The sequence below is a fragment of the Nocardia citri genome (assembly GCF_054065835.1).
Map to the genome: position 1 here is coordinate 1 of NZ_JBSUQM010000015.1, position 12,480 is coordinate 12,480.

The 12,480-nt window shown below is 64.1% G+C and carries 12 protein-coding genes and 1 pseudogene; 7 read left to right on the top strand and 6 right to left on the bottom strand.

Annotated features, from left to right (window positions below; all coding sequences use genetic code 11):
* Positions 1-60: 60 nt before the first annotated feature.
* Together ACW2Q0_RS20120 and ACW2Q0_RS20125 are read right to left on the bottom strand one after the other, a co-directional pair.
* Entirely contained in the window at positions 61-492 is a 432-nt protein-coding gene (locus ACW2Q0_RS20120) for a TY-Chap domain-containing protein (protein WP_457192362.1), read from the bottom strand.
* Between the two features lie 49 nt (positions 493-541).
* A complete protein-coding gene (locus tag ACW2Q0_RS20125) occupies positions 542-967 on the bottom strand; it encodes a DUF6301 family protein (RefSeq protein ID WP_457192364.1) in 426 nt (141 codons plus the stop codon).
* 225 nt (positions 968-1,192) lie between these two features.
* Between ACW2Q0_RS20125 and ACW2Q0_RS20130 the strand changes: the two are divergent.
* Positions 1,193-1,438: pseudogene (locus tag ACW2Q0_RS20130) on the top strand (TY-Chap domain-containing protein); the annotation flags it as partial.
* 12 nt (positions 1,439-1,450) lie between these two features.
* On the opposite strand, the gene ACW2Q0_RS20135 reads toward ACW2Q0_RS20130, so the two are convergent.
* On the bottom strand, positions 1,451-2,308 hold the full coding sequence (locus tag ACW2Q0_RS20135; protein ID WP_457192533.1) for a hypothetical protein: 858 nt from the start codon (positions 2,306-2,308) through the stop codon (positions 1,451-1,453).
* Between the two features lie 117 nt (positions 2,309-2,425).
* Between ACW2Q0_RS20135 and ACW2Q0_RS20140 the strand changes: the two genes are divergently transcribed.
* Entirely contained in the window at positions 2,426-2,611 is a 186-nt protein-coding gene (locus ACW2Q0_RS20140; protein WP_457192366.1) for a hypothetical protein, read from the top strand.
* A gap of 229 nt (positions 2,612-2,840) precedes the next feature.
* On the opposite strand, the gene ACW2Q0_RS20145 is transcribed toward ACW2Q0_RS20140, so the two are convergent.
* From ACW2Q0_RS20145 to ACW2Q0_RS20155, 3 genes are all read right to left on the bottom strand, one after another.
* Positions 2,841-4,043, bottom strand: coding sequence for a hypothetical protein (locus ACW2Q0_RS20145; protein ID WP_457192368.1), 1,203 nt, complete (start codon positions 4,041-4,043; stop codon positions 2,841-2,843).
* A 556-nt stretch (positions 4,044-4,599) separates the two neighbouring features.
* Positions 4,600-5,640 (bottom strand): porin PorA family protein, encoded by a 1,041-nt coding sequence (locus ACW2Q0_RS20150; RefSeq protein ID WP_457192370.1) that lies wholly within the window; start codon positions 5,638-5,640, stop codon positions 4,600-4,602.
* Between the two features lie 486 nt (positions 5,641-6,126).
* Entirely contained in the window at positions 6,127-6,729 is a 603-nt protein-coding gene (locus ACW2Q0_RS20155; RefSeq protein WP_445094122.1) for a TetR family transcriptional regulator, read from the bottom strand.
* Positions 6,730-7,096: 367 nt separating this feature from the next.
* Here ACW2Q0_RS20155 and ACW2Q0_RS20160 point away from each other — a divergent pair, with 367 nt between their 5' ends.
* The 5 genes from ACW2Q0_RS20160 to ACW2Q0_RS20180 all read left to right on the top strand — a co-directional run bounded on the left by ACW2Q0_RS20160 (position 7,097) and on the right by ACW2Q0_RS20180 (position 12,453).
* On the top strand, positions 7,097-8,284 hold the full coding sequence (locus ACW2Q0_RS20160) for an NAD(P)/FAD-dependent oxidoreductase (RefSeq protein ID WP_457192373.1): 1,188 nt from the start codon (positions 7,097-7,099) through the stop codon (positions 8,282-8,284).
* A 147-nt stretch (positions 8,285-8,431) separates the two neighbouring features.
* Positions 8,432-10,075 (top strand): AMP-binding protein, encoded by a 1,644-nt coding sequence (locus ACW2Q0_RS20165; RefSeq protein WP_457192375.1) that lies wholly within the window; start codon positions 8,432-8,434, stop codon positions 10,073-10,075.
* Entirely contained in the window at positions 10,072-10,944 is an 873-nt protein-coding gene (locus tag ACW2Q0_RS20170; RefSeq protein WP_457192377.1) for an enoyl-CoA hydratase/isomerase family protein, read from the top strand. The genes ACW2Q0_RS20165 and ACW2Q0_RS20170 overlap by 4 nt, the downstream gene beginning before the upstream one ends.
* Positions 10,945-11,047: 103 nt before the next feature.
* Complete coding sequence (locus tag ACW2Q0_RS20175; protein WP_445094118.1) at positions 11,048-11,245, top strand: 4Fe-4S domain-containing protein; 198 nt, start codon at positions 11,048-11,050, stop codon at positions 11,243-11,245.
* Positions 11,242-12,453 carry a cytochrome P450 gene (locus ACW2Q0_RS20180; protein ID WP_457192379.1) on the top strand — a complete coding sequence of 404 codons (1,212 nt, stop codon included), beginning with the start codon at positions 11,242-11,244 and terminating at the stop codon, positions 12,451-12,453. Before ACW2Q0_RS20175 ends, ACW2Q0_RS20180 begins: the two co-directional genes overlap by 4 nt.
* The last annotated feature ends 27 nt before the right edge of the window (positions 12,454-12,480 follow it).

The following is a 12,480-nucleotide window of genomic DNA, read 5'->3' on the forward strand; positions in this document are numbered from 1 at the left end:
GCCACGGCTCGGCCGATCCGAAGCGCCCCGCAAGCGGCATGACCGAATATTGGGTGGAGCTCAGGCCAGTGCGCTGGTGTCGAAGTCGTCGTTGGAGTAGTTCACCCACGATTGCACGGTCAGTTCCGAGGGCGCGGGGACCTGCAGAAGATCGCGGAGTATCGCTGCTACGCGGTCGGCGAGGGTCTCGTAGTCGGCGTAGCGGGTGGGCCAAGACAGTTGGCGGTGCCAGTTCAGTGATCCGTTGTCCGACGGCCGATTCCAGCCGTCTGCGATCAGCAGGGCTTCCTCGGCTGGGCAGATGTGGTGATCCGGGTCGGTGATAGCGGAGTTGGCCACGATCTCGGCCCACAATCCGTCGGGGGCCATGAGGAACTGTGCGAACCGATTGCCGGGAGCGCCGACGATCAGACATCCGTCCCCGAGGATGCGCGCCAGGGTCAGGGCCAGGGCGACAGCGAAGGCTGGCCAGTCTCGAACACCAGTGATCATCAGTACCGCTCCTCATCAGGTGCGTCGAGCCATGCCTGGTATTCGGGGTTCACGAACCGGAGGAAGGACTCGTTGTGACAAGTCGAAGCCGGATCACGATGCGGGGAAGGTCCCAACGAACCTCTCCGTCGGACCCAGCTTTTCGCTGGGTCGGCACTCCCACGGTCGAGACGATCGCCTCGCTGATGTCGGCGAATTGGTCATATCCCCGACGTGCTATCTCGACGTCGTCGGTACCGGTGTTCTCGGTGACGAAAATGATCACCTGCTCGACGCGCCCGTCTTCACCGTGCCAGCGTGCTTCGGGCCGGGCCAGGGGCAGGTTGGTAGTGAGGACGGCACCGGGCATCGTGTGTTCCGAGATCGTCCAACCCTGGACTGTGCAGAACCTCTCCAGATCGGTACTGGCCCAAGTCCAGTCGAATCGCGCTGCCACATCCACCGCGTATGCGACCTTGTCCATCTCGTCGAGCACGCACGAATCCTAATGGTGACATCGGGATCGGGAGAGGTAGCCATCCTTCACGATGCAGCGGTCCCGTCGAACCGCCAGAGCAGAACGCGCGGGTCGCGGCAGTTGCGGACGTTCGGCCGGCCTCGGATCGGCGCGGCCAGTTGATCTTCCGATGCGCCGGGCTGGCCGGTTCGGTCAGCAGCACGGGACGCGGCATAGGCGGGGTTGGCGTTGGCCTTGTCGTGTATGCCCGCCGAGGCGTACTGGGTGCTCAACGCCGCTGAGGGCCGGTATGCCCGCTTCTATGTGGATACGCCGGTGTTGTGGTGCGAAATCGTTCACAATGAGCAACTCGCCGAGAAGTGGCGGATGCCCGAGCGAGTCGAAACCCTTCTGCAGGAACATGGTTGGGCCGCACCGGTAGACGGGCAGTCGGTCAACTGGCATCGATTGGTCGGCTGGCCTGTGCCCTTCCGCGCCTACGAAATGATCGCAGACCATGTATCAGCAGCGCTGTGTCAGGGTCTGCAGGTGGGTGAGCCGACCGAGCTCGACATCGATGCCTGGATCCAGGGCTGCCTGGATGCGTCCGATTTCCTGATCCGGAAACAACTCTCGGGGAAGCACGAAAGTGTTGCCGCTGACCTTTATCAGGACCGCGGCATCCCGGCACTCCAATTCCTCGATAGCGGTGTGGGGCCACGTGATTCGGAAAGGCGCGTTCTGGACTTCCAGCTCGGTATCGGCGAGGCGTGCCGACAGCGATTGCCCAGCACCGGCGTAGCCGGCCAGGACTGTCCGCACCCGTCGGGTCCTCGCCGAGATCCAGACCGTGTAAGCGAGTGCCGTCACGATGAGAGACAGCACGCCCGGACCCACGGCCCGGACCCCGTTCGACAGCCATAGTGCCGTCATGAGAAGCGGGCTCAGGATCGCCATGGCGACGCCCAGTTCGCGGGCTGGTCGTCCCATATATGCCCGCGCGAGCTTGCCCGCCGTCTCCGGGTCGGCCTCGACGACAACGGAAGGATCCGACATCGCCGGAATCGGTGCCAACGCAGGCGTCGACGCCAACGCGAGCGCTCCGATGCTCGCCCGGCGACTGAACCTCTGCGGGCGTGTTCGCTGGATGTAGGAGATCGTGAAGTCGGGGAACAACTCTCGCGGGAAAGCCGTGAATGCCCTGCCGTGGTGCACGACGATGACCTCGGGTTCCACGAGTATCCGATGAATCCGTGCATAGCTGATCCAGACGTGGTGGCCGACGTATTGGATATCCACCGCGTGCTGTCCGAACTGCGATGTCAGGATCACGCCGCTGCCAGCGGATCGAGCGATTCGTTCGGTCTGTTGCCGAAGCATAGGCGAAGGCTACTTCCTGCTTGATCGTGATCCTGCGCCCGAGATAGGTTGTGCCACTGCTGATCAGAGCGCATCGCACCCATCCGATACCGGCTGTCGCTAGAAATGGAGACCCCCATGACTGGCCAGTCGGCTGATTGGGGCAAGAAGGCCGACCAGACCATGAGACCGCTCGCTCATCGGCATTACGGTGTCGTTCGGCCGGCGCCGGATGCGCACGGCCAGTTGATCTTCCGCCGACCCGCGCTGGCCGGTTCAGACACCGCGGTATGCGGCTATAGCGGATACTCGATGCCACAGTGAGTCTCCGCAGCGGCGATGGCGTCGAAGCCGGTGCACTCGGCGCAGTTGTCGGCAGATCCGTATAGCCTCGGCCGAACGATCACGCGCAGAGAGGAATTGCGGATGGCGTCGAGACCGCTCCCTCCTAGATGTGGTGTTTCAGGACGTTGGTTCCACGATGGCGATCTCGAAGGCGAGTTGTTCCGGGGCCGATGACACCACCATGAGCAGGGAGGGCACATCTAGCGAATCAGCAGTGCGGCGTCGCCACGTTCGACAGCGAGGTGATCCGGCATTTCGCCCGTTCCTGGCCCTGTTTGGCCGCGGTGTCGAACGCGGCGACCAGTGCGTCGGCGCGAGCCCGGCCCAGGATCGGTCGGGCGGTCAGTGTGGAACTGATGGTCTGACCCGGGCTGGCGGTGAATCCGCAGGACAGGGAGGCGGTCCCATTGCCGGGCATTTGCAGGACGCCGGAGCAGTCGGGGCGCGAGGTCTCGACACCGCCGATCGCGAGGGTCATCTGGTACGACACGAAAATATCGTCGACGTGCGGTGGGACGCCCGGGATGGTGACGGACACGGACGGTTGTGGGGTACTGGTCAGCGTGGCGAGGGCGGAACAGGCCGGGCCGCAGGGGGTACTCCAGGAGGTTTCGGCGCTGACCCGGGTCTCGGAGTCGTCTGCGCGGTCGAGCGCGGTGACCGTGGGTCGCAGCTCGAGGTAGAACTGCGCGACCTCGTCGGCGCTCATCGGCGTCACCAGGACATCGAAATTCGGATCGGTGATGCGCCGGGCGTGGCCGGCGACCAGATAAGTGGTGACGCCACCGCTGGTGACTCCGTCGGCGGACTGTCCGTCGATGAGGGTGCTCGCGCCGAGGGTCACCGGATCCGAGCGGTCCGGGCCGGGACCCAGCCGCCGCCCGAGCCGGTCGGGCTTCAGTTTCGCGGGCACGTCCACGTCCAGGAAGTCCGTCGTCCACAGCACCTGCTCGTTTTGGTACCAGTCCGCGCTCTCCAGGATGAAGCCGTTTGCGAGCCACGCGTCGCGACCGCCCTGCAGGAAGGCTTTCCCGTCGACCACCAGGTAGGTCAGCGTCTTCCCGGAGCCATAGTCGAAAGTCCCGGACACGACACCGTCGTTCGTGATCCGCAGGTCCAAACGCGCGCTCTTGCCGTTCTTCCCGGTGAGGCTGCCGGTGTAGTGCACGCCCGGCGCGTTGATCAGGGCCAGTTGTGCGGACTTCAGGTCGTCGCGGGCGGCGGCCTCGGGGGACTTCGCCTCGGGTCTCACCAGCCACGCCGCGACGGCGGCCACGGCCAGCGCAACCACCACCAGCAGGGTGACCCAGGGCCACCAGCGCCGCCGGCCCGCGACCACGGTCACAGTGTCCGGAGCCGCTTCGGCCACCGGATTCTCTGCCGGGTCGGCCACCGGATGCTCGGTCGTCATACCCCACCCCCACTTCTACGAACCAGACAAGCAATACGACCGCCGCACTATATGGTTCGGTCCTCCGACCAGCAAACCACAGGGCATCGACACCAGCACCCCCGGTGGGCGGGAGCGGTAGCCGTACAGGGCTATCCGGGATCGGGGCGTTCGAGTACTTCCAGCCACCCGGATCCCTCCCTGGCCCCAACCCCACCAGCTCCTCGCAGTATGAGCCGAACCGCAGACAGATGCGGGCCCGATCATCCGGAAACCAGGGTGTCAATCTCCTTGGGCGGGAACCAATTCCACGACACGGGCCGGAAACTATAGCAGCCGGGCGCGTTTCTTCGACCTTCGCCGCGGCACTCACCGCGAATCAGGATGCCTGAGCGGAAGAATTCCGGGTTCACCCCGATGTGCGCCAAACCTCCTGCGCGACAAGCTGGATCCCGGGTCGGGCCAGCATCAGCCGCCGCGGCAGCAGCAGGTCGTTGTGCGCCGCCGACCGGGACGCTCTATAACGGTGGTCGAATTCTGCCTCGAAGTCACCCTCACCTTGCCCGCACATCCACGGTCAGACAGAAGGCTTGCGGCGAAGGAAGCCGAATGTGAGGAGCCCGACACCGGCGACGGCTGCGACAACAGGTAACCACAGTCCGAGCAGGGAGAGCATGGTGGAGTTCTTGGACAAGGTGTCGGCGGATGCGGAGACTTCGGAATCGGCAGTATGCAATGAAACGATCGACAACGGCAGGGCCGGCAGATCGCGGCCACCGGTGGATACTGTGACGTACATGCCTTGGGTTTGGTTGACCTGTAGCGGCGCACCGAACTCCGAGTCCACGGCCGCCTGGATCTGGTTGGTGCTACCGAATCCGATCGGTACCAGGTCGGGCAGTGTGGGCAGTGCCTCGGCGAGCGTCGCACGCGATTGCTCGGGGACCACGCCGACTTGCAGCAGGCCTGTCAGCAACGTCTTGGGCAACTGGGTCGGGAAGTCCTTGAACTGGGCCAGCACGATCGGGCTGGTGATCGGGCCCGCGGCGTCGATGCGGTAGTTGTAGACCTGCCTGCCCTGCAGCTCGGTCTCGTCGAGGTAGATCGCGGGCTGGGCGGTACGGGTAACCGAGTCGTAGAGTGCGGTGCCGTTCTTGGGCGGGTCCATCGGCCAGCTGAAGGCCAGGCCGGAATGCGCTTCGAAGCTGGACTGTTTGTCCGTCGGAATCAGAGCGGTGCGCTGATCATCGGAGAGTTGGACAGGGGAATAGTCGATCCGGCTGACTGCGTAGGTGTGCACATCGTTCTGTGTCGAGGAATCGGGCAGGGTTATCACGGCCTTGCTGGTGACGATCGCTGTGTCGCCGTCGACCGCGTCCACTGTCAGCGAGCGATCAGCGGTGATCGGCACCACGGGAGTCAGCAGGTTGGCCAGGTCCCCTGAAGCGAAGGCTCGGGCGTTGAGCGCCTGCATCGTTCCCTCGTATTTTTGAGACTGGCTGAGGTCATCGGGCAGCTTGGTGATCAAAGGTAAGACCGCGAATCTGACGACCACGGCCCCGACGACCAGTAGCGTCCCCAGCAGCAACATCACCACAGAGGACTTTCGGACAGACATCGAGAACACTCCCTTGAATGCTGATGGTGCGCAACCGATCTGAAGGGCGCGCGAGTAGTTTTCCCTCGCCTCGGGTGAAGGTGAGTCGGACGTCCACGTGGAGGCAGTCGGCGGATGCGAGGATTGTATGTGACATGTCACACGGTATCGGACTAAGGGAACTGTGTGGGTGATTCGGAAAATATTTTTGAGATTGTTTGTGTCTTTTAGATGGGAGCTGTCGCCGTACCCGTCGGCGCTGGTCTGCGCTGGGAAGCGGCGACGGCACGAGTGAGGCGGCAGTCATCGGGCGAGATTCTCGCTGTCCGGATGACAGTGCGGTGGCATCACAACTCATCGCAGGAGCGGCAGATGCTCGCTGTTCTACCGGTGATGAAGCGATCGCCGGTAGGTGACCCGTCGGCCGATGGCACCTACTGAATGCGGGGTCGGCGAAGGTGCCCGAGCATCAGGTGTGGCGGTAGAGGTGTCGGCGCGTTCGTCGCTTCAGCCGAGGTTCTGGTTGCGGCGGATGAGGCGGATGGCTTCGTCGGCGATCTGATCGGGAGTGGTGTCCAGGGCCGGATTGTACCATCGACTGACCCATATGACCATGCCGAGCAGGAGGCGGGTGGTGACTTTCGGATCACCCGGCTCGAGGACCCCGGCGTCCATTGCTTGGCGTACCGCTTTCGCCCATACCGCCTCGTATTTGCGGGACCACTTGCGCCACCGCGCGTACGCGTCAGGGGGGAGCCCGGCCCCGCCGAAGAACACCGAAAGGTAGCTGCGCATACGGATGGCGGCATGGACCTGCACCCGGATAAGCCCGAACAGTGCCTCGCTGGGATCCTTCGTGGAGGACAGCACGTCCGATGCGGTCCGGTAGAGGTCGTCGGTACTGCGTTCGAACAGAAGTCCGAGAAGGCCTTCCTTAGTGGACACCGCGCGGTACAGCGTTGCGCGGGATACGGAAAGTTCTTCGGCGACGGCCTCGATGGAGACCGCGTCATATCCCTCCTCGTTGAACAGTAGCGCCGCTGCGTCGGCCACCGCGCTCAGATCGATCTGTTTGCGGGGACGCCCTCGACCCCGCGACTCGACCTTCACTGCTTCGATCGTCCCTGCTGCTGAAGCGTCGCCGTCCTCATCCCGCACGCTGTCCCTCTTCGTCCGACTAGTGGTCAAGGATTACATCCAATCCGTCTCAGAATACCCAGCCCGGCACAGACTGATCATCGACGCTCGATGTCCGGTGCCGAAGACTGCTGACTCTCGGGTCGTAGTTCGCCTCGTCCGTCGCTGTGGCGCCGGGTGCGCACTATGGGCGCCTGGTCCTCGGGGTGTTGACACCGGATCAACGCTACGAGGAATATTAAGACGATACGTGTCAAAACTATTTCTCCGTGTGTTCGGTGCGTCGTTCGCCCAGGGTGTCGCGTGCGATCGCGGAGGCCGGACAAATCGGAGATAAGTCATGTTTCCACGTGATGTGGTCATCGTCGGCGCAGGTCTCGGCGGTTTTCGGTGCGCCCAGTCGCTGAGGAGGGGAGGTTTCCCCGGAACGATCACGGTGATCGGAGACGAACTTCATCGGCCCTACGACCGTCCGCCGTTGTCCAAGCAGTTGCTTGGTGGCAGTTACTCCGCCGAGCAGTGCATGCTCGCCGGCGAGATCGAAGACGTGCAGTGGCGTCTAGGGGTGGCGGCGCGCGGACTGGATGTAGGGGCGCGGACTGTTGCTCTCACGGATGGGTCAACGCTCGATTGCGAGTCATTGGTCGTGGCGACCGGCAGGCGTTCGCGCGGCTGGCGCGGTGCCGTACCCAGCCGTGGAGTGCACACCATTCGCTCCCTCGACGACGTGGCCGATCTGCGCCGCGATCTCGTAGGAGCGAAGCGGGTCGTGGTGATCGGGGCCGGGTTCATCGGCTGTGAGGCCGCCGCGACGCTGCGCGGGGCCGACATCGCGGTCGACGTGGTGGATGTCGCCTCGGCGCCGATGACGGTGCTCGGCCCGCAAGCCGCGGCGTACGCTCGCGCAGCTCACGAGGAACATGGCGTCCGCTTCTTCCTGGAGCGTGGCGTGGACAGGATCGTGGGAGACGAACGCGTGCGCGCCGTCGAACTCGATGACGGTACGCGGTTGCCCGCCGACGTGGTCCTGGTGGCGATCGGATCGATCGCCAACACCGAATGGCTCGAGGGTTCCGGTCTGATGTTGCGTGGCGGCACGCTGGTATGCGACGACACCGGCGCGGTGTTGAACTCCGCCGGCGATCCGATCGACTCCGTGTTCGCGGTCGGTGACGTCGCGTCCTGGCCGCATCCGCACGCCCAGGACGCGGTATGTATCGAACACTGGTCCAACGCCCGGGACATGGCTGACGTCGTCGCGGGCAACCTCCTCCGTCCGCGAGGAGTGTCTCGGGCGGCGATCCGGTCGGTGCCCTCGTTCTGGTCGGATCAATACGACCTCAAGATTAAGTCCGTCGGCCTGCTGCGGGCGGCCGATGAATTCACGGTCATCGAGGATCGACCCTCCAAACGGGCGATCCTGATCGAAGCGCGTCGCCGGGGCACCCCGATCGCCGCGGTCGCGTTCAACATGAACCGCGCGATCGTGCGATACCAGCGCGAGCTGGCGGCGGAAGTGGGCGTTTGAGCCCGATGCTCGATGGTTGCTACGGCGAAGAAAAGCTGATCGGAAACTTCGTCTTTACATGCCGAATTATTTTTGAGACGATGAGTACCAGAACGCAGTGTGGCTTAGGTCACCGTTATCGAAAGGGTCAGCGCAAAGGTGATGTCGATGACTTCACAGACCCCTCTTGTCGTTCGCGAATGGCAGCCGGACACCGTGGTTGCCGCCCTCGAGCGGGCCGCGACGTCGATGCCGGATCGGGTGTATCTCGACTTCGATGGGCAGACGACGACGTTCGCGCAGGCCGAACAACTGTCGAACCTGATGGCCAACGATCTCGCGACGCAGTGGGGGATCACCTCGGGTGACACCGTCGTCACGGTGTTGGACAACTCCGCGGACCTGTTGATCGCGTGGTTCGCGATCAACAAACTCGGGGCCATCTGGGTACCTCTGAACACCTCCTACCGCGGGGGCTTCCTCCAGCACCAGGTCAACGACAGCATGGCGCGGCTGGCTATCGTGGACGCGCAGTATCTGGGCAATCTCACCGCGCTCGACGAGGAACTGATCTCTCTGCGGACGGTACTCGTCCGTGGCGACACCGGAACAGGGCATGAAACCTCGTTGCGTGTGGCCTCGCTGGACGATCAGCGCGGAGCGAATCCGGCTCGGCCCGAGGCCGCTGCCGCGGTCCGTCCCGGTGATCTGTCGATGCTGTGCTACACCTCCGGGACCACCGGCCCTTCCAAGGGCTGCATGATCAGTCACAACTTCATCCTGCACGTCGGTCACCAGACCAACCTGGCCATTCCGCCGGCCGCCGATGAGGTCAAGTACACCTGCTTGCCGCTGTTCCATACCAGCGCCCTGGCCGAGGTGACCAGTGCGCTGCTGTCCGGCTGCCGGATCGCGATCTATCCGCGATTCTCGGTCTCGAAATTCTGGTCGCAGATAGAACGCTCCGGTGCGACGAGTGCCTTGCTGTTCTCCACGATCTTTCCGCTGCTCGCCGCGCAGCCGGAGACGGAGGAGGAGAAGCGGTGTCGCGGCCAACTGCGCAGTGTGACCGGCACGAAGCTGCCGACGGAGGTGCAGAGGGTGTGGACCGAGCGATTCGGGGTTGGGTTTCTCAACTCCTTCGCCTACGGCCAGACCGAAGGAAGCCGCCTGGCCACCGCGCGCATCGATCAGCCGCTTCCACCCGCGGACTCCAACGGCCGCATCGAATCCCAGGCTTTCGACGTGGCGATTCTCGATGACGAGGACAACCCCCTCCAAGACGGCGAGGTCGGTGAGATCGCCTACCGCCCGAAGATCGCGCACGTGATGTTCGAGGGCTACTGGAACCGGCCCGACGCGACGGTCGAGGCGTGGCGGAATCTGTGGATGCACACCGGCGACCTCGGCTATGTGCGCGACGGGTGCCTGTATTTCGTCGACCGCAAACAGGACTACCTGCGAAACAAGGGTGAGAACATCTCCTCGTTCGAGGTCGAATCGGTCTTCACGCGCCATCCGGAATTGGCCGAGGTCGCCGTCCACGCGGTGGACGTCGGGATCACGGAGGACAGCATCAAACTCACCGCCGTTCGCGCATCGGGATCGGCGTGCACCGAACGCCAGATCTGGGAGTGGGCACAGCAGAATCTGCCCTATTTCGCGGTGCCGCGCTACATCGAGTTCCGCGCGGAATTGGAACGAACCACCAACGGAAAACTGCAGAAGAACAAACTTCGCGCGATCGGCGTCACCGAGTCGACATGGGACGCTCGCGCGCATGGACTGGAGTCACGGAGGCCTCGACGATGAGCGAAACCGACCACGACAGGGACGTCAAACGCACCTACGCGCGCGATTCGGTCGTGCTAACCCTCGACCGTCCTGATCGTCACAACGCGATCGGCGGGGAACTGCTCGCGCTGCTGTTGGAATACGCCGAGCATGCCGACGGCGACGGGGCGACGCGCTCGATCATCACCACCGGCGCGGGACGGGTCTACTGCGCGGGCGGTGATCTGCAATCACTGCGTCGCGGTGGCGAGGGATCGGTCATCGACCTCGGCGAACTCGGCACCGAAGCACTCGGCGGACGAACCGGCATCGACCGGTCATCGGTCGGTCAGATCCGCGACGATCATCTCGGTGTCGGACGCTGGGCACTCAGGTTCAGCTCCATCGGTGTGCCCACGATCGCGGCGATCAACGGCGCCGCCGCCGGCGGCGGGTTCGCCGTGGCGATGTTGCACGACATCCGCATCATGGCCTCCACCGCCAAATTCGCTCCGAATTTCCAACGTATCGGTGTCGCACCCGAATTCGGCCTCACCTGGGTGCTCCCACGCATCGTGGGAGCCACCCGCGCCTACGAGATCCTGACCAGGACAACGAGTATCGGTGCCGAGGAGGCGCTGGAACTGGGACTGGTGCAGCAAGTGGTGGAGCCGCAGGAACTGATGGAAGCCGCGCACACCCGCGCCGAAGCCCTGCACGGAGGCGCCGATCAGACCCTGCGCGCGGTCAAGCGCCTCCTGCTCGCGTCTTCGTCGAGTTCCTTCGCCGATCAGCTCGAACGCGAGTGGGCGGCACAGAACAAACTGTTCCTCGCGCCGAGCACCCAGCGTCTGCTCGATCAGCTCGCGGGCCAGATCGGCGGCAAGGAAACCAAGACCGGGGCCTAGCACTGTGCCGGCACCGATCACCCCCGCCGGCGGCAGAGCGTCACGCCCGCACCCGGCCACGCCCGGTGTGCATAGTGCGCATCGAACACCCAAGGAAGAAACGATGAAAGTAATTGTCGACCTGGACAAGTGCGAGGACCACGGCCAGTGCGTCCTGGCCGCGCCGGAGGTCTTCGACTTCGACGACGAGGACACCCTCGTATGGGACCAGGCGCCAGGGGAGGCCCAGCGCGCCCACGTCGAACACGCCGCCAACATCTGCCCCGTACTGGCCATCCGGATCGAAAGCGAGTCCCAATGAGCACCATCCACACCATCGAGGTGAGCGATCTCGTCGATCCGCGGGCGTGGATCGCCGGAGTGCCGCACGGTACGTTCGCCGATCTGCGGGCCAACGCTCCCATTTCCTGGCACGAGCCGGAGACCGGCGGGTACTGGGCGCTGACCAAGCACCGCGACATCGCCCAGATCTCGCAAGACTACGCGCGATTCACCGTCGAACGCGGTGACCTCTATCCGCCGCCGCCGCCGGAAACCCTGGAGGCGCAGCGCAACATGCTCACCGTCACCGATCCGCCTCAGCACACGCGGCTGCGGAAACTGGTGTCGAAAAGCTTCACCCCGCGGGTGGTGAAGCGATTCGACGGGTGGATCAGGGAGGTCGTACGCGACGTGCTGAACGAAGTGCAGGACAAGGACGAGTTCGATTTCGCTCAGGACGTCGCGATCAGGATTCCCGGATTGGTCATCGCCGCGATCCTGGGCGTCGACGATCAGGCCGGCCGGGAAGCCATCCTCTCCTCCGCCATCGATGTCTTCTCGATGGACGCCGAAGACGGCATGCAACGCCACTACCGTGGCTTGCAATCGTTGGCCGCGTTCGTGTTCGAACGGCGTGAGGTCAAGCGCCGCGAGCCCGGCGACGATCTGATGTCGGCGCTCAACACCGCCACCGACGACCACGGTGTGCTGCTCACCGACGAGGAGTACATGAAGTTCGTCTCCGTCATCACCTTGGCCGGTTTCGAGACGACCGGCACGCTGATGTCGCAGGCCATGCGGATGATGGTCGAGGACCCCACCGTCGCCCAGAGCGTGCACACCGCGATCGGAGCCGGACAGACCAGGCTCGCGGTCGAGGAGTTCCTGCGCATGGTCACTCCGATCAACTACACCGCGCGCACCGCGCTCGAAGACGTCGAAGTCGGTGGACAGCTCATCCGCGAAGGCCAGACCGTACTGCAGTGGTTCACCTCCGCCAATCGTGACGAGGACGTGTTCCACGATCCCGATCGCTACCTCGTGGATCGAAGCCCCAACCCGCACATGGCGTTCGGCGGCGGAGGTGTGCACCACTGTCTCGGCAACCACATCGCTCGGCTGGAAACGCAGATCCTGTTCGAAGAACTGCACGAGCGGAACGTGAGTTTGAAACTCGCCGGTGATCCGGTACGTCCGGCCAGCCTTTTCACCAATCAGTTGTCGTCCCTGCCTGTCGGTCGAGCATGACCGCGCCAGGTGTGAACACCAGGAGAG